The following is a 22,993-nucleotide window of genomic DNA, read 5'->3' as shown; positions in this document are numbered from 1 at the left end:
CTGGTTATAGTGCGATTATTAGCCAGCGCGGTGCGCGCTGCTGCCAGATAATATGTATATTTTTGTCAGCCAGCTTCTTGCGTTATTTTTTATAGATTTTTATCCATTGAAATATAATCGCTTTAACTAATTATCCTCTTTTAAATATGCTTGCTTAAACTGACTTATTAATTACCTTTCCTGACTTTTATTTTACAAAACGGCTGCCGTCCCGCGGCGTTAAATAATAAAGATGCAACTTAAATCTTAAGCGGCTATAACCAATTTTTGTGAGGTGAAGCTGCTTTGTCTCCGCTGCGGAGGTTTACGGCCTCCTGCTCAGAGGGCATTTATTATCTGCAAATCAGATACGCAGGCATAAAGAGAAGATGATTGTGATGATACAAAAACCGTTATCAGTGAAATATCGCGGCGCCGTTTTACCCTGTCATGAGCACCGCTCAGGCTATGTTAAATACCCTCTGCGTCATCTGTACCGCAATCAGCTGAGGAGCATGTGCCATGAACGTTAAAACACTGCGGCAGGATATTCCGGCCGGGCTGATGGTATTTCTGGTGGCGCTGCCGCTTTGCCTGGGCATTGCTCAGGCCAGCGGTCTGCCGCCTTTCGCCGGTCTGCTTACCGGTGTAATTGGCGGGCTGCTGGTAACCGCGCTGAGTCCGTCGCGCTTTGCGGTCAGCGGCCCGGCAGCAGGGCTGGTAACGATTGTGGTGGCGTCCATCCAGACGCTGGGCAGTTTTTCTGCTTTTCTGACCGCGCTGATTCTGGCGGGTGTCCTGCAGTGCCTGCTGGGCCTGCTGCGTGCCGGGCGGTTTATCGCGCTGGTGCCCGGCAGCGTAATTAAAGGCATGCTGGCCGCAATCGGCATTTTGCTGATTATGCAGCAGATCCCTGTGGCGCTGGGCGCAGCCGGAGAGGGCGGGCTGGGGGCGCTGATGTCAGGCAATGTCGCGTTCTCAGCCAGTGCTATTGGGGTAGCAGCCGCGGGCCTGCTGACGCTCTGGCTCTGGACCACGCCGCTGGTTAAGTCAGTCAGGGTGCTCAGCTGGATCCCCGGTCCGCTGGTGGCGGTGCTGATTGGCTGTATGGCAACCTTCGCCGGAGATCGGCTCTTTCCGGCGCTGGGCGACGGGCTGCCGCGTATCACGCTCCCTGCCTTTGACAGCTTTTCCGCGCTGGTGGCTGAGCTGGAAACGCCGGACTGGCTGGCGTGGCAGAATCCCGCCGTCTGGGTGGTCGCGATCACGCTGGCGCTGGTCGCCAGCCTGGAGACGCTGCTCAGCCAGGAGGCGCTGAAAAAACTGCGCCCGCAGTATCCGGCTCCTTCGCCTGATAAAGAGATGTTTGCGCAGGGGATAGGGAACTTAACGGCAGGGTTACTGGGCGCAATGCCGATTACCGCCGTTATTGTTCGCAGTTCGGTTAACGTCAGCGTCGGTGCACAGAGCAAACTCTCTATTTTGATCCATGGCGTGCTGCTGCTGGTCTGCGGCCTGTGGTTCAGTTCGCTGCTCAACGCGATCCCGCTGGCCAGCCTGGCCGCTGTGCTGCTTTACACCGGCTACAAGCTGGCGACGCCGCGCCTGTTTGCTGAGCAGATCCGGATGGGGTGGGCGCAGTCGGTGCCTTTTCTGGCCACGATTGGCGGCATCATCCTGCTGGGGATGCTGGCCGGTATTTTCCTCGGGATCGCCGTGCAGATCCTCTGCAGCATCTATCAGAGCCACCGCAATGCGCTGCAGCTCACCCGCCATGACGATCACTATGTGCTGCGCTTTCATCAGAATCTGACGTTTATGCATAACCCTAAGCTGCAGGGCGTGCTGGCAGAAATTCCGGAAAACAGCCTGGTGATTGTGGAGCAGGGTAACGCGGAATATCTCGATCCGGATGTGAAAGCGGTTCTGCGCGACTTTGGCGAAAATGCGCCGGAGCGGGGCATACGGCTGAGCCAGTGGCCGGTAGCCGTTAAGTAGGTGATTATGCCCGGCAAAAATCGGATATCACGGGTAGACGGTTTTTGTTCGGGCGCGGCATAATCGGCGGCAGAACGTCTGCAGGCCGGATGCCTTAGCCAGCCGAACAGGAGAGTAAACCCGAACCTGTTCGCTGAATTGGCACCGCACGATCTGATGTTCAATAAAAGGGGGTGCCACTGCAACGCGGCAACGATTTCAGGTTACAGGATGCGGATGAATGCGCGTTTCGCTGTTTGATGAACATAACGATAAGAAAAATGCTCTCACGCTTTTCTTGATTACGCTCTTTTTCTGTTTTCTTGGCAGCCACCTGCGGGTCCCTGAAGAGTTTTCACTGTTCTGGCCTGTTAATGCGCTGATTGCCGGGCTGATTGTCCGTCAGCCTTTTCTGCATACGCCCTCCACTTATCTTGTTGCTCTGGCCGCGATGATTTTTAACGACACGGTATTTTCAGGCTGGGCGTTTGCTGCTGTCACGATCAATATCGCCAATATTCTGTTTACGCTTGTCGCGGTCTGTATGCTGATCAGACCGCTGCAGACACCGGCTGCCAGCAGTCAGGTCGTCAATGCGATGCGCATTTTTCCCGCCTGTTTACTCGGGGCCGCTGCCTGTGCGACCTGGGGCGCCTGGGCGCAGGGCATCGATTTCAATGCGCGCTTTGTGGTCGCATGGGCTGACTGGTTCAGCGAACAGATCTCGACCTCGCTGATGCTGCTGCCCGTTATGCTGGCCCGCCCGCTGCGCAGCGTCTCTCTGCGTCAGCTGCTGACGCCGGCGACGCTGCTGCCGCTGCTCGCCGTGGTGCTGTCGCTGACAGCGGGCGCGCTGATTGGCGGCGCCGGCAGTCTGACCTTTCCGGTGCCGGCGCTGATCTGGTGTGCGATTTTGCTGCCTATGCCGGTCACCAGCGTGGTGATCCTGCTGACCGGTATTACAGAGATTGTGCTGGTTTCTCACGGCGTGATGAATATTCAGGGTAACGACGCGCTGTTGCCGATTGGCCACCTTACGTCGGCACGCCTCGGGGTGGCGACCGTTGCGCTGAGCCCGCTGCTGGTGGCGGTCAGTATGGACGCTATCCGTCAGCTTAATCAGCGTCTGGCGCTGCGGGCAAACGTCGATGTGCTGACGCAGCAGCTGTCGCGCTCCGGCCTGTATGAACAGCTGAAACAGATGCCGTTTTCTCTGCAGCGCCATACCGGCGTGATCATGCTGGATGTCGATTACTTCAAAACCATTAACGACAACTTCGGACACGACGCCGGTGACAGCGTGCTGGAAGAGATTGGGCGACGTATCCAACAGGTGGCGCAGCAGCAGGGCATGATCTGCCGCTTTGGCGGCGAAGAGTTTGTGATTGTGGTGTTTGATGCCGTGCCGGAACAGCTCTACCGGCTGGCGGAGTCCGTGCGCCAGGCGCTGGCGCGCGAAAAGTTCTGGATCAAAGGAAACAGCGTGACGGTGACGGCCAGCATGGGCCTGGCGTGGGATTGCGCCAGGCATGAGCGCGAGTGGCCGGAGGTGATTAACCGGCTGATTTCCGCAGCAGATAAACATCTCTATAGCGCCAAGCGCAACGGACGTAACCAGGTGGCGCCCGCCGCCGCGCTGAGCGCCAGTCATGTGGCCTGAGCGCCGCTTACATCGTGCTGGCTAAGCGCTGACGCTGCTGATGTCGCGCCTGCGCCAGCTCAATCAGGCGGCTGATCAGATCGCGATAGCTCAGATCCGCCGCCTGCCACAGCTTGGGATACATGCTGATATTGGTAAAGCCGGGCAGGGTATTCACTTCGTTCACCACGATCTCGTCGCGATCCGTCAGAAACACATCGACACGCGCCATGCCAAAACATTCAAGCGCTTTGAAGGCGGCCAGCGCGGTTGCCTGAATAGCCGCGCTGTTTTCCCGGCTGATGTTTGCCGGCACCACCACCTGCGCACCGCTGGCGTTGATATATTTGGTGTCATAGGCGTAGAACGCATCCTGCACCACTACTTCTCCGCACGGGCTCGCTTCCGGCGCGTCGTTACCCAGCACCGCGCACTCAATCTCACGCCCGTTAATCCCTGTTTCAATCAGGATTTTGCGGTCAAAACGAAACGCTAAATCGGCAGCAGCGTTAAACTCAGCGGCATCGGTAACTTTGCTGACGCCCACCGACGATCCCTGATTAGCCGGTTTGATAAACAGCGGCAGGCCCAGCTGCGCAATGACTGCTGCCGCGTCCAGCGTGTCGCGCTCTGCCTGGGTCACGCTGATCCACGGCGCAACGCGAAGGCCGGTATCACGCAGCAGTCGCTTGGTAAAATCTTTATCCATGCTCACAGCGGACCCCAGTACATCCGAGCCGACAAACGGGACATCCGCCATGCGCAGCAGCCCCTGCAGTGAGCCATCTTCCCCCTGCGTACCGTGCACAATCGGAAAAATGACATCCAGATGCGGCAGCGGCTCCGCCTGCTCACAGCCGATAAACTGCGCCCGCTCGCCTCCGGGTATCAGCGCCACGGCTTCTCCCTCCGGGTGCAGCGCAATGCGCGCCGGATCCGTAGCGTTGAGCAGAAAGCGGCCGGCGTCATAGCGCCGCCAGCGGCCCTGTTTATCAATGCCCAGCAGCACCGCGTCATATTTCTGCGGGTCCAGCGCATCCAGAATATTTTTTGCTGATTGTAATGAGACTTCATGCTCAGCAGATTTGCCGCCGAAGACAATCCCTACGCGCTGTTTTGCCATTGTTTCTTATCCGATTGCAGTTAAGCGAGCAGCTAAGATAGCACGCGTATTCCGGGTCAGGGGAGCGCAAATCGCATCAGAACGGCGCGCCTGCTGCCGTGCTCCCGCTGTTGCAAAAAACGGTCAATCATCCCTGAACAGACGGGAAATCAGTTTAATTACGCGACTTTCTGTGCTTAAAATCGCGGCGGTTTACTTAACAGGAGCACTCTCTTGGACAACTGTCCCAAACGATCGCAAAAGGCCTCCGCGCTAAGATAGTGTTCCCGCTGTCTTAACCGCGCGTTGAGATGGCATATTCCCTCCCGAATGGCCTCTGTTCATCTGCTGCCTCACGTGCAGCACGTCGCCCGCTGCGATCCATTCTTTCATTCTGAGCTGTTGTCAGCGTCTGCTGACATGCGGAGGATAAAATGGACTGGAAAATTTTCCTGCTGCGGGTGACTGCAGCACTGATTCTGGGTGCGCTGATCGGCAGCGAACGCCAGCTGCGGCAGCGCATGACCGGCCTGCGCACCAACGCGCTGGTCAGCACCGGTGCCTGCCTGTTTGTACTGATGACGCAGAGCGTACCTGGTATTGCCCATGACGCATCGCGCATCGCCGCCTACGTGGTCTCCGGCATCGGCTTTCTCGGTGGCGGCGTGATTATGCGTGATGGCCTGAACGTGCGCGGACTCAACACCGCTGCCACGCTCTGGTGCACGGCGGCAGTAGGGGTGCTGTGCAGCATGGGGCTGCTGCTGGAGGCGGCTATCGGCACCCTGATCATCCTGAGCGCTAACATTCTGCTGCGCGAACTGACGCGGAGCATCAACCGTCAGACGCTGGTGCCGGCCGCCGAAGCGGTGCAGCACTATACGGTGCAGATCACCTGCCTGGCGCAGGATGAGGTGCAGGTACGCAGCCTGATGCTGCACAGTTTAGGCAACAGCGATCTGCGCCTGCAGTCGCTGCAGAGTGAAGATATCGACAGCTCGCAGCGCATGATGGTCAGCGCCGAAGTGCTGGGTAAGCCCAATCTGACCCAGCAGCTGGAAAATCTTGTCAGCCGCATCAGCCTGGAGAAGGGCGTCAGTGCGGTGCGCTGGCAGGTGTGCGGTATGGAGCGCGATTAAAAGCGTCTGGTTTTACCTGCTTGTTAATTACATCGAGGAACTGTTCCATAAAACAACAGTTAAAATATAATGATCAAGTTAACTGCGCAGAGGTCTCATAACCTGGCGGAATGAAAAATACAATCGATTAATTTCCAGATAAATCTGAGCAATATTTTAAAAATCAATTTCAATGACTTAAGTCGAATTTTCGCTTTTTTTCTATATAAATCAATTATAAGAATTTAACCCATGCGGTTGATTTATTAATCCGGCCTATTTTATATTCACGCCATACCCCTAAGGAAGCAGAGGGGTTATCTGTTTTTTTCGCCATTTTTACAGGAGTAAATATGAGCAATTCTTATCAAAACGAGATCCCTAAAGCACGTATTAATCTGCGCCTTGACCTGCATACCGGCGGGGCACAGAAGAAAACTGAGCTGCCGCTGAAACTGCTGGTGACAGGCGATTTCAGCAACGGCAGAGATAAGCGTGTAGTTTCTGAACGCGAAAAAATCAGCGTCAACAAAAACAACTTTGACAGCGTGCTGAGCGAGTTTTCACCTGCGGTAAATTACGCTGTACCAGACGCCGTCGCCGCTGACGGTAGCGAACAACAGGTCAGCCTGACATTTCGCAGCATGAAGGACTTCGAGCCGGAACAGGTTGCCCGTCAAATCCCGCAGCTCAATGTGATGCTGGCCATGCGCAACCTGCTGCGCGATCTGAAATCCAACCTGCTCGACAATGCGACCTTTCGCAAAGAGTTTGAAACCATTCTCAGAGATCCGGCCCTGAGCCGTGAACTGCGCAGCGAGCTTTCTGCCCTCGCCAGTAACCACGACTGAATTCTCCCCTTAACGGACTAATACGAGAGACAATCCTGATGTCAGTTCAGAATGAAACCCTGTCTGCGGGCAGTGCCGCCGTGCCGCAGCGCCCGGCAGCGGAGGGCGTTTACGCCTCGCTGTTTGATAAAATCAATCTCAATCCGGTCTCTGAACTCAGCGATCTGAACGTCTGGCAGGATAGTCAGGCGCTGTCAGACGCCTCGGCCGATGAGCGCGTTACCGCGGCCATACAGGTGCTGCTTACCCGTCTGAAAAGCAGCAACACACAGGTTGAGAAACTCGACAAGCATCTGCTGGATCACCACATTGCTGAGCTTGATGCGCAGATTAGCCGTCAGCTGGATGCAGTGATGCACCATGAGGCGTTTCAGAAGGTTGAGTCGGTGTGGCGCGGCCTTAAATCCCTGGTAGATAAAACCGACTTTCGTCAGAACGTGAAGCTCGACGTGCTGGACATATCGAAAGATGACCTGCGCCAGGATTTTGAAGATGCGCCGGAAATAGTCCAGAGCGGTCTCTATTTGCAGACCTACGTTGCCGAATACGATACGCCAGGCGGTGAGCCGATTGGCGCAGTCATTTCAGCCTATGAGTTTGATGCATCCGCACAGGATATCGCGCTGCTGCGCAACATCTCTAAAGTGGCAGCCTCTGCGCATATGCCGTTTATCGGTTCAGCAGGCCCGGCATTCTTCCTGAAAGACTCCATGGAAGAGGTCGCGGCCATTAAGGATATCGGCAACTACTTTGATCGCGCTGAGTACATCAGGTGGAAATCTTTCCGCGAAACCGATGATGCCCGCTATATCGGCCTGACCATGCCGCGCGTGCTGGGTCGTCTGCCCTGGGGCCCCGACACCATGCCGGTACGCAGTTTTAACTACGCGGAGGAGGTGAAAGGCCCGGACCACGAGAAATATCTGTGGGTAAACGCCGCGTTCGCTTTTGCCGCAAATATGGTGAGAAGTTTCATCAGCAACGGCTGGTGCGTACAAATTCGCGGTCCGCAGGCGGGCGGCGCAGTAGATGACCTGCCTATTCATCTTTACGATCTCGGCACCGGCAACCAGGTGAAAATCCCGTCAGAGGTGATGATCCCGGAAACCCGCGAGTTTGAGTTTGCGAACCTCGGCTTTATTCCGCTCTCGTACTATAAGAATCGCGACTACGCCTGCTTCTTCTCGGCAAACTCCACGCAGAAACCGGCGCTGTATGACACGGCTGACGCTACGGCAAACAGCCGTATCAATGCCCGCCTGCCCTATATCTTCCTGCTGTCGCGTATTGCGCACTACCTGAAGCTGATTCAGCGCGAGAACATCGGAACCACCAAAGATCGTCGCCTGCTGGAGCTGGAGCTCAATAACTGGATAAAAACGCTGGTGACGGAGATGACAAATCCGGGCGATGCGCTGCAGGCTTCGCACCCGCTGCGTGAAGCAAAAGTGGTGGTGGAAGACATTGAGGACAATCCAGGCTTCTTCCGCGTGAAGCTGTTTGCGGTGCCGCACTTTCAGGTGGAAGGCATGGACGTCAACCTGTCACTGGTATCCCGGATGCCAAAAGCGAAAGCGTAAGGCGGCCATCCGGAATGAAAATTTACCGTCCGTTATGGGAAGAGGGCGCGTTTCTGACGCCGCAGCAGTTCCAGCAGCAGGCGATGTGGGACGCGCATGTGGCCGGTACCGTCGCAGGTATGACGCTGGCTCATCCATGGGGAGTGCTGTGTGCAGAGTTCGATGACGGCGCGCTGGCACTCTCAAAACTGAATGCGACGCGCATTGCCGTCCGTTTTACCGATGGCACGCTGGTTGATACCCGCCTGGCTGATGCGCTTCCGCCAGTTTGTGACTTAACGAACGTCACAGATCGGGATTGTGTGGAGGTGGTGCTGGCATTACCGCTCATCAACGCAAGCGGCGGTAATCTGGTCAACGATGCCGAAAGCGAGCGTCCGCGCCGCTGGGTCGCCGCCCGGGAGCGCGTGCAGGAACTGGCCGGTCATGAGATCACGGAGATTGCGGTGCAGCGTTATGCCCTGCGGCTGCGGCTGGCGCATCAGGAAAACGCTGCATATCTGACCTGTCCGGTAGCCCGTCTTAAGCGCAATGCGCAGGGAGAGTGGGTACGCGACGCGGCGTTTATCCCGCCCATGCTGGCACTGACTGCCTGTCCGGCGCTGGTTACGGGGCTGGGTGACCTGCTGCACCGCCTGCAGGCGCGGCGTCAGCATCTGATGCAGCTGCGCCGCGAAAGCAATGAGCGTATGGCGGACTTTGCCGTGTCCGACGTTTCCCTGTTCTGGCTGCTGAATGCGCTGAACAGCGCCGATCCGGTACTGACAGAGCTGCACCACGCGCCGTCACGTCATCCTGAACTGCTTTATCGCGAGCTGGTGCGGCTGGCAGGCAGCCTGCTGACGTTTTCCCTCAGCAATACGCCGGAGGAGATCCCACGCTACCGGCATGAGCTGCCGGAGCAGGTTTTCCCGCCGCTCTTTATGCTACTGGACACGCTGCTGGAGGCGAGTCTGCCTTCCCGTGTTATCGCCATTGAGCTGGAGAATCAGGGCGTACTGTGGAAGGGAAAGCTGCACGATGCCCGTTTGCGCGAAGGGGCCGATTTTTATCTCTCTGTTCGATCGTCTCTGCCAAATCACGAACTTCAGGCGCGTTTTCCGCTGCTGTGCAAGGCTGGCAGCCACGCTGACGTTTCTGAAGTGGTGAATATTGCCCTGAGCGGTATGACCATCCGCCCGCTAGCCCATGTGCCTGCGGCTATTCCGCTGCGCCTTGAGAACCAGTACTTTGCGCTGGATCTTTCAACGGATGCGGCGAAGGCGATGCTTGCCTCCGGCGGCTGTACTTTTTATACCCCGGAATCGCTGGGTGAGCTGAAGCTGGAACTCTACGCGGTGCTGCGCTCATGAATAATCTTAACAAACTGACGGAACGACTCTTTTTTCAGGGCTGGCTGATGGTGAGCCAGCTGCGAGGCGGGCAGCAAATTGAAAACGGAGACGCGCTCTATCGTGAGGCGGTTAACTGGGTAAAGTCAGCCCGTGAAGCGCTGTCAGAGGCCGGAGTCAGCGAGGCCAGCTGCGACCATATGTTATATGCCTTCTGCGTGTTGCTGGATGAGGCGGTACTGAACCGGGGAGTTCAGGATGATGGCTGGGCTCGCTGGAGCCGTGATCCGCTGCAGGTGCGTTTTTTTGGCTCCCTGAACGGCGGGGAAGCGTTATGGGATCGCATCCGTACCGTGCTGCATGAGCCAGCGCCGGAGATCGCTGTCCTGACCTGCTTTTACCGCACGCTGCAGCTGGGTTTCGTCGGGCACTATCGCGCTCAGGATGATGAACGCCGTGAGGATGTGGTGAATGCGCTGGCTGCGCGGGTGCCGCCGTTTACGCTGCCGGAAGATGCACCGCTGGTTATCCGGCCCGCAGGTCTGCGCACCGGACGCCGCGTTTACTGGCTGAGCTGGGGAGTGGCCGTGATGCTGCTCGCCGGACTCTGGTTCGTGCTGGAGTCAGCGCTGGCAGATATGGTGTCGCACATTGCGGGGGCGCAGTAATGTTCCGACCCGATTCACGTCAGGGCCTGGTGCTGCTGGGGAGCGGACTTGCCCTGCTGCTGGTAGTGGAGTACTGGGGTCTGAAGCCGCTGAACAGGGCGATGTTCTGCGGACTGATACTGCTGGTATCTGCGTTTATTCTGTGGCGGTTGCAGCGGTCCACCTCTGACAGTCACTCTGCTGCAGATGCCAGCCTGCCACCTGAAACCTGGCGCCGGCCGGTGATCCTCGTGACAGGAGACACCGCGCTGCTGTTTGGCGAGCGGGACCACCATGAGAGCGGGCAGGGATGGTATCTGAACGTTCGCCAGCCCGGTGAGTTATCCGCGCTGGCGGAACGGCTGGCTCTTCACTCTCCGTCACTGATGCCGCAGCTGTCAGTAATGCTGGCAATCGTCCCCGGACTGCACACCTCCGCAGAGATATTTACACAGCAGCAGTGCGTGTGGCTGCGGGCATATCTGCAGTGCCGCCGCGTGCTGAGCGGACTGCCGCCGCTCCGGATGGTGATATGGAGTTCGTCCGGGGATAGCGGCACATACTGGTTCAGCCTGACGGCCGACCATCCAGAGCTGCAGTTTCATCCGGACAAACGTGCCCGCCTTTCACTGAGTGAATGGGCAGCACAGGATGCGCACTCTGTTCACCACGCGCTCAGGCTGCAAAGCGTGATGCAGTGGTATGCGGGGCAGTTTGCCGCTTCGCACTCAGCGCGCCCCTGCCAGATCGGTCTCTGCCTGACGCCGTCGCCGGCGCTGGCGGACAACCTGTGGCAGCAGCATGTTGCCGGGCTGACCACGCTTTCATCTGAAAACAACGAATCCCCGCTTTCACTACCGCTGCCGGATCGCCTTCTGTCCGGCCTGGCGCGGCGGCCGGGGATCAGCCGCTGGCTACGCAAATTGCGCATAGCTGGCCTGATGCTGGGTTTGTTTCTGGCACTCGCCATGCTTTTTTCTTTCATTCACAACCAGCGCCTCACACGCAGCGTGACCGATCACCTTGACCTGTGGCGCAGCCTGCCTGATGACGCCATTGCGGCGAAAACCCTTGCGCGCAATGCGCTTATCCGCGATCGCGCGCTGCTGGATGAGTGGCAGCGCAGCGGTGAGCCGATGCGGTTTGGTATGGGGCTCTATCAGGGCATGCGGCTGACCGCACCGGTGAATGCGGCCATACACCGCTGGGCACCCCCCCCGCCGCCGGCCCCGGTTATCCGGCAGGTCGTACAGGGGCCAGAAACGGTGCGCCTTGACAGCCTGTCGCTATTTGAATCGGGCAGGGCAACGCTAAAAACCGATTCCGGCAAGGTGCTGCTCCACGCGCTGGTGAATATCAAAGCCCGGCCCGGCTGGCTGATTGTGATAGCCGGCCACACCGACAGTACCGGCAGTGCACAGGGTAATCAGCTGCTTTCACTGAGACGCGCGGAAGCCGTGCGCAACTGGATGCGCGACACCGGCGACGTGCCGGAGAGCTGTTTTGCGGTGCAGGGTTACGGTCATGACCGCCCGCTTGCCGCCAACGACACCGCGGCGGGTCGCGCGCGTAACCGTCGCGTCGAAATCAGTCTGGTACCGCAGGCTGACGCCTGTCACGTAGCGGACGGACTCACCCGGTCATCACAGGATGATGGCCATTCTTAATCTGAAAAGGAGCAATACCATGGCAATTCCGGTTTATCTGTGGCTGAAGAATGATGGCGGAGCGGACATCAAAGGGTCTGTAGATGTGAAGAGTCGCGAGGGCAGCATTGAGGTGGTGGCACAGGAGCATAACCTGTACATCCCTACCGACAACAATACCGGCAAGCTGACCGGCACCCGTATTCATACGCCCTTTCTGCTCACTAAAGAAATCGACGCGTCAAGCCCGTATCTCTACAAAGCGGTAACCACCGGACAGACTCTGAAATCGGCGGAGTTCAAATGGTATCGCATCAACGACGCGGGTCAGGAAGTTGAGTACTTCAACACAAAGCTTGAGAACGTGAAGGTGGTGAAGGTGAATCCGGTGATGCACGACACCAAAGATCCGGCAAAGGAGAAGCACAACCATCTGGAGCACGTTGAGCTGCGCTACGAAAAGATCACCTGGACCTATAAAGAAGGCAACATCATCCACTCCGATTCCTGGAGCGAACGCGCTACCGCGTAACTGATTCACCCTGCTCAGGGCGTTGTGCTCTGAGCACCTGCAAATGGAGGCGTTATGTCGCATCTCGCTAACTGGGCGACCAACTGGCAGAAAGATCCGCGTTTCAGCAAGAACTATACGGAACGCCTGATTGAAAAAGCGTGTGCCATCGATTCTCAGCTTAATGATGCTTATTGCAGCGGTACGCTCAAGGTGATTGCCGGACCACACCGGAAAGCGGGGCCAAATGGCGGCGGTGATGCCCGCTGGCATATGACACTGCAACCGGATACGGGCAGCTCCTGCTGGCACGTCATTCTGGATAACAGCGTCACCCGGCCAATTGATATCAATAAAAGAGAGCACCTCGGCCACAGTTTTTAACCCCTCTGTGGCGACACCTGTCGCCACGTTCAGTGAGCGTTTTTACACCAGCGCTCAGCCAATCCTGTTTTTAAGCCTTATGGGCCTCGGTGAACGGCCAGGGGCGGTAGCGTGCCTGAAACGGAGAGAAAATATATGGAACATGCGTCTGCAGCGCTGCTGCGCCGGCTTAACCCTTTCTGCGCGCGTGCGCTGGAGGCCGCTGCCTCACTGTGCCAGATCCGCGCACATGCAGAAATCTTACCTGAGCACTGGCTGCTTAAACTGCTGGAGCAGGGAGAAGGGGACATCACGGTCATCGCGCGTCGCTACGAGTGGGACATGGATGACGTCTGGCAGGATCTACTGAGCTTTCTCAACGATCGGCCACGTCAGGTGTGTGGCCGGCCAGCGCTGTCGGCCCGTCTGCACCATCTGCTAAAGGAGGCCTGGCTGGCTGCCTCGATGGCCGGGGAGGAGCGTATCCGCAGCCTGCACCTGCTGCTCGCCATGGCCGATCATCACGGGCTGATGTGCTGTGCTGCACTCTGGCCGGTTCTTACCCTGGATCGGCCCCGGATAACGGCGCTGCGCCCGCTGCTGGATGCGCAATCGGATGAAAGCCAGGCGGAGCCGCAGCGTATACCGGATATCACCGTTCAGCCGTCCGATCTTCCCGGAGAAAAAAAATCCGCTGCCTCAGAGGCGTTATGCCGCTTTACCCGCGACATGACTGCTGATGCGCGCGACGGAAAGATCGACCCGGTATACGGGCGCGATAATGAAATCCGCCAGATGGTGGATATTCTCTCCCGCCGCCGCAAGAACAACCCGATTCTGGTGGGCGAGCCGGGCGTGGGTAAAACTGCGCTGGTGGAAGGGCTGGCGCTGCGCATTGCCGAAGGCAACGTGCCGGAGAGTCTTAGCACGGTCAGCGTGCGCACGCTTGACCTCGGTATGCTGCAGGCGGGGGCGGGCGTAAAGGGCGAGTTTGAGCAGCGCCTCAAAACCATCATTACTGAGATACAGCAGGCGGAGCAGCCGGTGCTGCTATTCATTGACGAAGCGCACACCCTCATCGGTGCCGGTAATCAGGCCGGTGGCGCAGATGCGGCTAACCTGCTCAAACCCGCGCTGGCGCGTGGCGAGCTACGTACCATCGCGGCTACCACCTGGAGCGAGTACAAGCAGTACTTCGAAAAGGACGCCGCGCTGGAGCGTCGCTTTCAGAGGGTAAAAGTTGATGAACCGGATGATGAAACCGCCTGCCTGATGCTCAGAGGCCTGAAATCGCGTTACGCAGAGCATCATGACGTACATATTAGCGATGCCGCCGTCCGCGCGGCCGTTACGCTTTCCCGGCGTTACCTGACCGGACGACAGCTGCCTGATAAGGCAGTAGACCTGCTGGATACCGCGAGCGCCCGCGTACGTATGAGTCAGGATACGGTGCCGGAAGCCATCACGCGGTTACGTGCCCGCACGGACGCGCTGAACGTTGAAAAACGCGCCATTCTGGATGATGAAGCGCTGGGCGGTCCCGTCCAGGCAGGGCGCATGCATGACATTCTGAGCGAGCTGGCCCGCGCTGAGGAACGCCTTGAACAGCTGGAGCTGCGTTACCAGGCCGAGCGCGAAATGATGGAGACGCTGCTGGCCTGTCGTCAGGACGCGACGCAGAACGTCAGGCGTGGCACGTTACACTCTGCCCTGCAGACGCTGCAGCAGGGTGAGCCGCTGATCACGCTGGACGTAGACGCGCGTACGGTAGCGGGCGTCATTGCCGACTGGACCGGCGTACCGATCTCTTCCTTAATGAAGAATGAGCAGACGGCGCTGCTGACACTGGAAAAGACGCTGGAAACCCGCGTGGCAGGCCAGCCGGCAGCGCTGAATGCCATCGCACAGCGACTGCGGGCGTCGAAAACCGGCCTGACCGCTGAGAACGGCCCGCTGGGCGTGTTTCTGCTGGTGGGCACCAGCGGAACTGGTAAGACAGAGACAGCGCTGGCGCTGGCTGACACGCTGTACGGCGGCGAAAAGTCGCTGATCACCATTAATCTCTCCGAGTACCAGGAGGCGCATACGGTGAGCCAGCTCAAGGGCTCGCCGCCGGGCTACGTGGGCTATGGTCAGGGCGGCGTACTGACCGAAGCAGTGCGCCAGCGCCCGTATAGTGTGATCCTGCTTGATGAGGTGGAGAAAGCGCACCGCGACGTGGTTAACCTGTTTTATCAGGTATTTGACCGGGGCTTTATGCGCGACGGCGAGGGACGGGAAATTGATTTCCGCAATACGGTTATCCTGATGACCTCCAATCTCGGCAGCGACGCGCTAATGCGGTTGCTCAGTGAACAGCCGGACGCCAGCGAGGCGGATCTGCAGCAACTGCTGCGTCCGATTATCCGCGACCATTTCCAGCCGGCACTGCTGGCACGCTTCCAGACGGTAATTTACCGCCCGCTGAGCCGTGACACGATGCGTATCATCGTTGAAACGAAGCTTGAGAAGGTCAGAGATCGCCTGCAGCGTCACTACGGCCTGCATACGGATATCACAGACGCGCTCTGTGATGCCCTCACCGCCGCCTGCCTGCTGCCGGATACCGGCGCGCGCAACGTTGACAGCCTGCTCAGCCAGCAGATTTTGCCGGTTGTGAGCAGGCAAATCCTCGCCTGGCAGGCGGCGGGCTCTTGTCCGCAGCAGCTATCTATGACGTGGACAGAAGATGAAGGTTTCGTGCTGGTGTTTAGAGAATAGTAACTTATGGACAGTACAAAAAAGATTGCCAGAGATATGCTTGATGCGATTAATCTTGATGACTCAGGACTATTGGTGAATTTCACCAAAGGATTTATTTCTTTTTCGGTGAGCATGGCTTACCTGAGTTATGATTACATAGATACTGAACATCGCAGAAATAACAGTAACGATAAATATCGGATAGCAGAGTTAGTTAAGCGGGGCATTTTCAGAAAAGAGGTTATTGAGAAAATCGTCAGCGTTTTTATTGATGATTTTACTTCAAGAATCAATTTTGAAAAGGTAAGGGATGTTGCAGACAAAACTGGCGTTAATATTATGGGCCGATTGTCTTTCTCCCATCTGACAGGTGTCAATCTGGGACGTGCTCTGACAGCTAATGCTACAAATGCTATATTCTCTGGCACGATAATTGGCTCACTATTATACCTTGGTAGCGAAGCATCGAGAGCAATTTATACATCAAGAAATCTTGAGTCAGCTAATCCGGTCATTTACTCCAGACTAAGACGCATGGGTAATCTGGATTTACTCTATTTTGTTGTTAAAGATACTGTTGCTCCCTTTGAAAGAGCCTGCAATATACATAAAGAAAACCCTCTTGAGTTTGACGAGTTATGTAGACATTTTTTTAATGGTTTAAAAGGTTAATTTTATCTGCCTGAGAGTATGGTAAGAGGAGTCATGAAAAATTCTTTGATAAAACGCATAGGCTTAACTTTGGCATCACTCGCTGTCAGGGCAATAGGCTCAATGCTGATGGCGACAGGTTTGGTTATGTCAATCTGGTATGTTTTCTTTTCAATTAGCGATTATCGCTATGTCATAATTGCTATTTTGTTCTTGCTGGTATATGCAGGTTATAGTTTGATTAAATTTAGCTTTGAAAAAATGCATAATGAATTTGATATTCACTATTAAGTTTTTCTCATGCGGAAATTTAATTATTAAACACTTTAGCTGACCTGCGTTTTTCCACTGGCTATGAAAGCACACAGGCACCCCCGGTGGGAATTGATCTTATCATGGAGGATAAATGGTCCCTTATAATAATCTCATTAAATCTTCTCCGCTTTCACTCAATCGATTTCATCTGGAAATTCCTGACTGCCTCTTTCAAATGGATGTCGAAGAATTTGATGCTCAGGAGGGGTTGAGTGAAATCTATCGCTATACAATCAAGTTTACCAGTGACAAATCAAATATTCCTTCTCAGAAAGTGCTACGTAAACATATCTGGCTGTATATGTACGACATGCCAGGTGCGCGGGATAAAATGCTGCCTTTGAAAACGCGAAAAACTGTGCATGGCATTGTCACAGGTTTTCGACGCCTGCAAAGCTCCGTCGATCAGGTTTTGTATGAAGTGGAGATAAAACCCTTCATTGCATTACTTGATAAAAATTTTCGCACTCATCGTTTTTTTGTTAATAAATCCGTTACTGAAGTCGTTTCTCAGATATTAGCAGAGCATGGACTGGAGAGCTGGCAATATCAATTCAGCCTGAAGCGGGATTATCCGAGGCGTGAACAAATTAATCAGTATCAGGAAAGCGACCTTGCTTTTATCCAGCGGATATTAGCTGAGGTCGGGATTTTCTACTATTTCCGGTTGCAGGAAGAAGTATGTACTGAGGTTATTCATTTTGGCGATAGTCAGGCAGCATTTGAAGCGGGAAAAGTATTACTGTTCACCACACCCTCAGGCATGGAGGATGGAGGCATCGACTCAGTCTGGGGCTTAAACCAGCAGCATCATATTGTACAAAAAAGCGTGACGACGAAAGATTATAATCATCGCACAGCTCAGTATATTTTGCGTTCTGAAGAAGCAGATATGATGCGGGGGGATGGCGACAAAATAAATTACGGGAAGGCTTATCATTATCGCGCCCGACATCTTCAGGCAGGCGATAAAATGTTTCCCTCCGCAGAAACCGCCAACTTCTATGCGCAACTCGATCACGAACGGTTTCTGGCTGCTCAGTCTGTTATCGTGGGTACAAGCAGCGATCCTGGCCTTGCTGCAGGGCAGGTTATTACTGTAACCGATAATAATATTCCCCCTTCTTTGCCGGAACAGCTTCTCAATCCACTTGTTATGGTCAGACTGGGGTTTGTTGCCAGCAGAAAGTCAGCAATGCGCGTAACGCTTAGCGCCGTTCCCTATAGTGAAACCCTCTGCTGGCGTCCCGATTTACCTGAACGCCCAAAAGTCAGCGGCACCATGACGGCGCGCGTGACCAGCGCAAAAGATAACGATATCTACGCCTGGCAGGATGCAGCGGGATTATACCGCGTGGTATTTGACGCCGACGAGGAGAGCCGGGAGCGCGGTCTGGAGAGCATGCCGGTGCGTCTGGCGAAACCGTACGGCGGCGATATGTACGGCTTCCACTTCCCGCTTATACAGGGCACCGAGGTAGCGATAGCGTTCCGCGAAGGCGATCCGGACCAGCCTTATATCGCGCACGCGTTACACGATTCAAGGCATGTCGATCACGTCACTGAAGAGAACAGCACGCGCAACGTCATCCGTACGGCAGGCTTTAACAAGCTGCGCATGGAGGATAAGCGCGGTGAGGAGCACATCAAGCTCAGCACGGAATATGGCGGGAAGACGCAGCTGAATCTGGGGCATAACGTTGACGCGAGCAGGGTTCTTCGTGGTGAAGGGGCTGAACTGCGGACGGATAAGTGGGTAACCGTTCGTGGCGGAGCCGGTGTATTCATCAGTGCAGACAGCCAGCCCTATGGCAGCAATAAAATGCTCTCCATGAAAGAAGCTGAGGCACAGCTTGAACATGCGTTGAGTATTGCCAGAAGCCTGTCAGGTGCGGCAGAAGGTGCACAGGCATATCCAGCGGATATTCAAAGCCAGAAATTAATGACAGACGCACTGACAGAACTGGTACAGCCGGGGATGGTATTGAATGCACCGCAGGGAATAAGTATCAGCAGTCCGGAAGGCGTACGCGTCTCCTCGGGAAGCGCCAGCGTAGGGATCGTAGCGCAAAAAAATGCTGATATCAGTGTGATAAAGCGCTTTACGGTAGCGGCAGGTGAAGCCATCAGTATGCTGGCACGTCAGGCTGGTATGAAACTATTTGCGGCGAAAGGAAAAGTTGAAATCCAGGCGCAGGATGATGCGCTGGACGTCATAGCGAAGAAAGATGTCACCGTAACCACCACCGAAGGTAAAATTAATATTACAGCAACAACGGAACTGGTCATTAACTGCGGCGGTGCTTACATCAGGTTAAGTGACGGAAATATTGAACTGGGCTGCCCGGGAAATATTCTGCTGAAATGTGCCAATGTGCAGAAAATGGGAGCAGCTTCTGTAGACACTCCTGCTCCTGAATTTCAAAAAGGCTATGGCGGTGTTTACTCCCTGACTGACGAAGCAGGCAATATTATCCCCCGGACTGAATATAGGGTAACAACTGCTGATGGGCAGGTATTCCATGGAGTGTCAGATGACAGCGGAAAGACGTTGCCGATATATACCGCAATGCCTGGGAAATTAAAAATTGAGATCCTTGGCACTGGCAATTCAGTAGCAGGGAGTAAATAACTATGCCTGATTATCATGCATGGGAAGCCACTGAATGCGAGCATATTACTGATGTAAACATTTCAGAGAAAAAAGTTGTCTGTAAGCGTAAGCCTGTTCCAGGAATAACAATTATTATTGGGGTTTTCTTTGATGGTACGGGAAACAACACATTTAACACTCAGAACCGCATTCTGGAGTCATGTTCTCATCTTGATGTTGGAATGAAGGCAGAAGATGCAAAAGCTTGCGCCAGGAAACTGGGCTGGAATGTCAGCAGTGCCGGAAGTTATATTGGGTATTATTCTAATATCCACTGGCTGAATACGCTTTACGCTACCGATGACGAAGTGATTGAGGGGCAGGCAGTTTATCAACGAGCAGTCTATGTACAGGGCATTGGTACTGTCAGAGGTAGTAGCGATAGCTCGATAAGTATGGCGACAGGCGGCTGGTTTTATGGCGTAGTTGATAAATCTGATGAAGGCGTCGCTCTTATCACTGAGCAAATTTCGAAATTCCTGGAGCTTAACCAGGAAGTAAATTTTGCAATTGAGAAAATTCAGTTCGATGTTTTTGGATTTAGTCGTGGAGCAGCAGCAGCCCGCCACTTTGTAAACCGTGTAAGAAACGACGATAAAGCCATACGGCTGGCAATAGCTAAAGGGCTGGGCGGTCGAAATCACCATGGTAAACCTGCAGGAGAAACCCGCTTTCTGGGGTTATTTGATACTGTGTGCGCGGTAGGTACGGTAAGTAATTTATTTGATGTACATAATGGTGTGAACCCTGGCGTTGAGCTGGATTTACCTCCGGGTATTGCACAGAAAGTCTTTCAAATTACGGCGATGCATGAGTGCCGCTACAACTTTAGTCTTAACAGCATCAGGGAATCGTGGCCGGAACTGGCCCTGCCAGGCGTGCATTCAGATATCGGCGGTGGCTATAACCCGAGGGAAAAAGAATATCTTTACCTGACCGAACCCCGGAACGAAACTGTTAATGAAGGTATTTCTTCTGAAATGACCAATGTCTATCGGCGTTCAGTGGCAGAAATATCCGATCTCAATAGTAATCCATTGTTAAGTGCAATAATTCCGAACGGTGAGGTAAAGACAGAGACCTGGTATGACTATCTGGTCAACGAGGATAAAAAACGTGGTGGCACCCTACAAAAACGTGTTGGGGCGGCAATAACTATTGAGAGAGTAGTGACTAATGACTGGAGCAAAGTGAGTTTACGGGTAATGCTGGACGCGGCTCAGGAAGCAGGAGTAATGATGAAAGAAATTGAACCTACAAATGAATATTTGAATTTACCGGATGATCTTATCTTCTTATGCCAAAAAGCAATTGATCAAGGAAAGGAAGTAAGAAAAGGCAATCACCCAATGCCATTTGTCTCACCAGAACTAAAATTGATTGGAAAGTATATTCACTGCTCCGCTCACTGGAACCCTGTAGTTGTTAAAGATGTCTGGCTGGACGGGAAGAAAGTAAAAACTATCTATGGCGCTGTCAAATCATCTGATTTGTTTTTTTATATCAATCGTCCGAATCCCGGCTGGGTTCGCGCTGTGTGGAATATGCAGGGAGGAAAATCATGAGATTAATTACCAGACCAATTCAGCTTTTATTGCTTGTGTGTACTGCTACCGCCTGTACCAGCAATAAACCTGACAGTTACAAGACTCCCTGGGAGAGGTGGTATTTTGCTTTTACCACCCCTAAATCTTTGCCGGCACAGGTAACACTGTTAAGGCTGCTGGACATAGATGGCTATGCAACTACATATCGGACTATTGATCAACCTCGGGGTATCAGCACAGGACGCTGGAGTGAAAAAAATTCAGCAGGAAATACGCAATTTAACCAAGCCGAAAGATTGCCGCAAATAATGATATTTTGCTGGGACTCAATTATAGATAAAAAAATTTACCAATCCACTCTGTTTTTCACTCAGGATACATGGAAAAAGATGATTAGCCCTTACCCTGACGTTCTGAAACCAGGAAAAAATGCATACCGACAGACGATGCTGATAGGTCTGGCGCCTGAGGGGAAAGTCCGCGTCTGGCTGAGGCAATATGGTCATTCAGATATCCCATTAATCGATACAGAAATAATAACTGTTTCAGGTAAAGAACTAGATATGTGCAAAGGTGTCACAGGAAGTGATTTTTCCTATGGTTACAGTAATGAAACAAAAGCGTTTATTTCAAATAAAAAATACCCTTATGGCTCTTGGTAAATTTGATTAAATGCGGTTTGATTATTCATTCAATATGTTATTATTTCTTAGCGCTCAGCCTGAGATAATAAGGTGAGGGTGAGTATGAAAAATACATCCAGGTTAATTTCGTTTTTCTTGATTTTGTTTTTTACTATTTCTTGTGCCAGTAGTAAATCTGACAGTCTCAAAACTCCCTGGGAGAGGTGGTACTTTGCTTTTACCACGCCTAAATCTTTGCCGGCACAGGTAACATTGTTAAGGCTGCTGGACATAGATGGCTATGCATCTACATATCGGACTATTGATCAACCTCGGGGTATCAGCACAGGACGCTGGAGTGAAAAGAATTCAGCAGGAAATACGCAATTTAACCAAGCCGACAGATTGCCGCAAATAATGATATTTTGCTGGGATTCAATAATTGATAAGAAAACTTACCAATCCACTCTGTTTTTCACTCAGGATACATGGGAAAAGATGATTAGCCCTTACCATGACGTTCTGAAACCAGGAAAAAATGCATACCGGCAGACGATGCTGATAGGTCTGGCGCCTGAGGGGAAAGTCCGCGTCTGGCTGAGGCAATATGGTCATTCAGATATCCCATTAATCGATACAGAAATAATAACTGTTTCAGGTAAAGAACTCGATATGTGCAAAGGTGTCACAGGACATCCAGATGGATATGTATACTATGGAGATACTCCTCATTTTATTAAAGATAAAAAGTATCCTTATGGAATCTGGTAAGTAACTATATTTAAAGTAAAATTAGCAAAACAACCTCCCTCTCATCTAAATGGATTTTTCATGAAGCCATCGAATAGCTTATTTTTTATTTTTATCTCTGCTTGTTTATTTTCTGCAACAACCATTGCCGATACCATATCAACAACCAGGGCGGACGATGCAAATAAAATAGCTAATATGTATCATTTAGGTATGGGGGTTCCGCGGGATATGAAAAAAGCCTTCGAGTTCTACCAGATCGCTGCTGAACTCGGAAACATGGATGCTCAGGTTGATTTAGGTGATATGTATTATTACGGAAAAGAAACCGCGCAAAGCTACGAAAAGGCGAATTACTGGTATGAGAAAGCAGCGAAAAATGGCAATGCCACTGCCCAGATGAATTTAGGCTATGCATACCTCAATGGTAAGGGAGCTGAAATGAACTATGCCAAAGCCAGAAACTGGCTTGAGATTGCAGTAAAACAAGGCCAGCCTTCGGCGATGTATCACCTGGGCACGATGTACTTTGATGGCAATGGAGTTGCTGAAAACAAGGAGCTGGCCGTCGAACTTTTCAAAAATAGTTGCTCTAAAGGTGATTACAATGCGTGTGATAAGTTAAAAGATATTAAGCAAAAGAACTAATAAAATTATATGCATAATGAAATTTATATGCGAAATTAAAGATGGGTCTCAATATGTCGAAAGGTTTTGTGTTGCTGGGTGATAAAACCACACATGGTGGACAGGTCATTTCCGTCTCATCAACAATGGTAATTAATGGAAAGAGTGTTGCCCTTGTTGGCGATAAAATAAGTTGCCCGATAAATGGCCATGGCATTAATGCTATTATCGATGGCTCGCCAGAATGGATATCAGATGGTAAAGCCGTGATTGTTAATGGTTGCCACTGCGAATGTGGCTGTCAGGTTATTTCCAGTGCGCCGGATTGCGCAATAGGATAA

Annotated in this window: 20 protein-coding genes; 19 read left to right on the top strand and 1 reads right to left on the bottom strand. The window is 53.3% G+C overall.

Going from position 1 to position 22,993, the window contains the following annotated elements:
• Positions 1-501: 501 nt before the first annotated feature.
• Both DBY66_RS09180 and DBY66_RS09175 read left to right on the top strand, forming a co-directional pair.
• Entirely contained in the window at positions 502-1,977 is a 1,476-nt protein-coding gene (locus DBY66_RS09180; protein ID WP_108569938.1) for a SulP family inorganic anion transporter, read from the top strand.
• 220 nt (positions 1,978-2,197) lie between these two features.
• Complete coding sequence (locus tag DBY66_RS09175; RefSeq protein ID WP_108569937.1) at positions 2,198-3,616, top strand: GGDEF domain-containing protein; 1,419 nt, start codon at positions 2,198-2,200, stop codon at positions 3,614-3,616.
• Positions 3,617-3,623: 7 nt separating this feature from the next.
• On the opposite strand, the gene ddlA is transcribed toward DBY66_RS09175, so the two are convergent.
• Positions 3,624-4,718 carry a D-alanine--D-alanine ligase gene (gene ddlA, locus DBY66_RS09170; protein ID WP_108569936.1) on the bottom strand — a complete coding sequence of 365 codons (1,095 nt, stop codon included), beginning with the start codon at positions 4,716-4,718 and terminating at the stop codon, positions 3,624-3,626.
• Between the two features lie 413 nt (positions 4,719-5,131).
• Between ddlA and DBY66_RS09165 the strand changes: the two genes are divergently transcribed.
• The 17 genes from DBY66_RS09165 to DBY66_RS09090 all read left to right on the top strand — a co-directional run bounded on the left by DBY66_RS09165 (position 5,132) and on the right by DBY66_RS09090 (position 22,993).
• Positions 5,132-5,836, top strand: coding sequence for an MgtC/SapB family protein (locus DBY66_RS09165; protein ID WP_108569935.1), 705 nt, complete (start codon positions 5,132-5,134; stop codon positions 5,834-5,836).
• Positions 5,837-6,168: 332 nt separating this feature from the next.
• On the top strand, positions 6,169-6,666 hold the full coding sequence (gene tssB / locus DBY66_RS09160) for a type VI secretion system contractile sheath small subunit (protein ID WP_104085399.1): 498 nt from the start codon (positions 6,169-6,171) through the stop codon (positions 6,664-6,666).
• A gap of 38 nt (positions 6,667-6,704) precedes the next feature.
• Positions 6,705-8,246 (top strand): type VI secretion system contractile sheath large subunit, encoded by a 1,542-nt coding sequence (gene tssC, locus DBY66_RS09155; RefSeq protein WP_199559919.1) that lies wholly within the window; start codon positions 6,705-6,707, stop codon positions 8,244-8,246.
• A 14-nt stretch (positions 8,247-8,260) separates the two neighbouring features.
• Positions 8,261-9,598, top strand: a complete 1,338-nt coding sequence (gene tssK / locus DBY66_RS09150) for a type VI secretion system baseplate subunit TssK (protein ID WP_108569933.1) — start codon at positions 8,261-8,263, stop codon at positions 9,596-9,598.
• On the top strand, positions 9,595-10,245 hold the full coding sequence (tssL, locus tag DBY66_RS09145) for a type VI secretion system protein TssL, short form (protein WP_071669200.1): 651 nt from the start codon (positions 9,595-9,597) through the stop codon (positions 10,243-10,245). The genes tssK and tssL overlap by 4 nt, the downstream gene beginning before the upstream one ends.
• Positions 10,245-11,891 carry an OmpA family protein gene (locus DBY66_RS09140; protein ID WP_199559918.1) on the top strand — a complete coding sequence of 549 codons (1,647 nt, stop codon included), beginning with the start codon at positions 10,245-10,247 and terminating at the stop codon, positions 11,889-11,891. Before tssL ends, DBY66_RS09140 begins: the two co-directional genes overlap by 1 nt.
• 19 nt (positions 11,892-11,910) lie before the next feature.
• Positions 11,911-12,402, top strand: coding sequence for an Hcp family type VI secretion system effector (locus tag DBY66_RS09135; protein ID WP_039380468.1), 492 nt, complete (start codon positions 11,911-11,913; stop codon positions 12,400-12,402).
• A gap of 54 nt (positions 12,403-12,456) precedes the next feature.
• Positions 12,457-12,765, top strand: coding sequence for a hypothetical protein (locus DBY66_RS09130; protein WP_039380466.1), 309 nt, complete (start codon positions 12,457-12,459; stop codon positions 12,763-12,765).
• 135 nt (positions 12,766-12,900) lie between these two features.
• Complete coding sequence (gene tssH, locus DBY66_RS09125) at positions 12,901-15,504, top strand: type VI secretion system ATPase TssH (protein WP_108569932.1); 2,604 nt, start codon at positions 12,901-12,903, stop codon at positions 15,502-15,504.
• A 6-nt stretch (positions 15,505-15,510) separates the two neighbouring features.
• Positions 15,511-16,158 carry a hypothetical protein gene (locus DBY66_RS09120; protein WP_108569931.1) on the top strand — a complete coding sequence of 216 codons (648 nt, stop codon included), beginning with the start codon at positions 15,511-15,513 and terminating at the stop codon, positions 16,156-16,158.
• Positions 16,159-16,191: 33 nt separating this feature from the next.
• Positions 16,192-16,428: a hypothetical protein gene (locus DBY66_RS17785; protein ID WP_146745174.1), complete on the top strand. Its 237-nt coding sequence runs from the start codon at positions 16,192-16,194 to the stop codon at positions 16,426-16,428.
• A 115-nt stretch (positions 16,429-16,543) separates the two neighbouring features.
• A complete protein-coding gene (gene vgrG / locus DBY66_RS09115; RefSeq protein WP_108569930.1) occupies positions 16,544-19,084 on the top strand; it encodes a type VI secretion system Vgr family protein in 2,541 nt (846 codons plus the stop codon).
• A 2-nt stretch (positions 19,085-19,086) separates the two neighbouring features.
• The gene (locus tag DBY66_RS09110; protein ID WP_108569929.1) at positions 19,087-20,670 is read left to right on the top strand and encodes a DUF2235 domain-containing protein; all 1,584 of its coding nucleotides are present in this window, start codon (positions 19,087-19,089) and stop codon (positions 20,668-20,670) included.
• The gene (locus DBY66_RS09105) at positions 20,667-21,314 is read left to right on the top strand and encodes a DUF2931 family protein (RefSeq protein ID WP_039380458.1); all 648 of its coding nucleotides are present in this window, start codon (positions 20,667-20,669) and stop codon (positions 21,312-21,314) included. Before DBY66_RS09110 ends, DBY66_RS09105 begins: the two co-directional genes overlap by 4 nt.
• An 84-nt stretch (positions 21,315-21,398) precedes the next feature.
• Positions 21,399-22,046, top strand: a complete 648-nt coding sequence (locus DBY66_RS09100) for a DUF2931 family protein (RefSeq protein ID WP_108569928.1) — start codon at positions 21,399-21,401, stop codon at positions 22,044-22,046.
• A 60-nt stretch (positions 22,047-22,106) separates the two neighbouring features.
• Entirely contained in the window at positions 22,107-22,673 is a 567-nt protein-coding gene (locus DBY66_RS09095; RefSeq protein ID WP_108569927.1) for a tetratricopeptide repeat protein, read from the top strand.
• Positions 22,674-22,726: 53 nt separating this feature from the next.
• Positions 22,727-22,993, top strand: a complete 267-nt coding sequence (locus tag DBY66_RS09090; protein WP_108569969.1) for a PAAR domain-containing protein — start codon at positions 22,727-22,729, stop codon at positions 22,991-22,993.

Source organism: Pantoea sp. RIT413 (assembly GCF_003057675.2).
In the GTDB taxonomy this organism is placed as follows: Bacteria; Pseudomonadota; Gammaproteobacteria; order Enterobacterales; family Enterobacteriaceae; genus Pantoea; species Pantoea eucrina.
This window is presented reverse-complemented; position numbering and strand designations above follow the sequence as displayed.

Excerpts from the sequence above, each read along its gene's own strand:
- DBY66_RS09180 (WP_108569938.1), top strand. The coding sequence starts at position 502 with ATGAACGTTAAAACACTGCGGCAGGATATTCCGGCCGGGCTGATGGTA.
- DBY66_RS09175 (WP_108569937.1), top strand. The coding sequence starts at position 2,198 with ATGCGCGTTTCGCTGTTTGATGAACATAACGATAAGAAAAATGCTCTC.
- ddlA (WP_108569936.1), bottom strand. The coding sequence starts at position 4,718 with ATGGCAAAACAGCGCGTAGGGATTGTCTTCGGCGGCAAATCTGCTGAG.
- DBY66_RS09165 (WP_108569935.1), top strand. The coding sequence starts at position 5,132 with ATGGACTGGAAAATTTTCCTGCTGCGGGTGACTGCAGCACTGATTCTG.
- tssB (WP_104085399.1), top strand. The coding sequence starts at position 6,169 with ATGAGCAATTCTTATCAAAACGAGATCCCTAAAGCACGTATTAATCTG.
- tssC (WP_199559919.1), top strand. The coding sequence starts at position 6,705 with ATGTCAGTTCAGAATGAAACCCTGTCTGCGGGCAGTGCCGCCGTGCCG.
- tssK (WP_108569933.1), top strand. The coding sequence starts at position 8,261 with ATGAAAATTTACCGTCCGTTATGGGAAGAGGGCGCGTTTCTGACGCCG.
- tssL (WP_071669200.1), top strand. The coding sequence starts at position 9,595 with ATGAATAATCTTAACAAACTGACGGAACGACTCTTTTTTCAGGGCTGG.
- DBY66_RS09140 (WP_199559918.1), top strand. The coding sequence starts at position 10,245 with ATGTTCCGACCCGATTCACGTCAGGGCCTGGTGCTGCTGGGGAGCGGA.
- DBY66_RS09135 (WP_039380468.1), top strand. The coding sequence starts at position 11,911 with ATGGCAATTCCGGTTTATCTGTGGCTGAAGAATGATGGCGGAGCGGAC.
- DBY66_RS09130 (WP_039380466.1), top strand. The coding sequence starts at position 12,457 with ATGTCGCATCTCGCTAACTGGGCGACCAACTGGCAGAAAGATCCGCGT.
- tssH (WP_108569932.1), top strand. The coding sequence starts at position 12,901 with ATGGAACATGCGTCTGCAGCGCTGCTGCGCCGGCTTAACCCTTTCTGC.
- DBY66_RS09120 (WP_108569931.1), top strand. The coding sequence starts at position 15,511 with ATGGACAGTACAAAAAAGATTGCCAGAGATATGCTTGATGCGATTAAT.
- DBY66_RS17785 (WP_146745174.1), top strand. The coding sequence starts at position 16,192 with ATGAAAAATTCTTTGATAAAACGCATAGGCTTAACTTTGGCATCACTC.
- vgrG (WP_108569930.1), top strand. The coding sequence starts at position 16,544 with ATGGTCCCTTATAATAATCTCATTAAATCTTCTCCGCTTTCACTCAAT.
- DBY66_RS09110 (WP_108569929.1), top strand. The coding sequence starts at position 19,087 with ATGCCTGATTATCATGCATGGGAAGCCACTGAATGCGAGCATATTACT.
- DBY66_RS09105 (WP_039380458.1), top strand. The coding sequence starts at position 20,667 with ATGAGATTAATTACCAGACCAATTCAGCTTTTATTGCTTGTGTGTACT.
- DBY66_RS09100 (WP_108569928.1), top strand. The coding sequence starts at position 21,399 with ATGAAAAATACATCCAGGTTAATTTCGTTTTTCTTGATTTTGTTTTTT.
- DBY66_RS09095 (WP_108569927.1), top strand. The coding sequence starts at position 22,107 with ATGAAGCCATCGAATAGCTTATTTTTTATTTTTATCTCTGCTTGTTTA.
- DBY66_RS09090 (WP_108569969.1), top strand. The coding sequence starts at position 22,727 with ATGTCGAAAGGTTTTGTGTTGCTGGGTGATAAAACCACACATGGTGGA.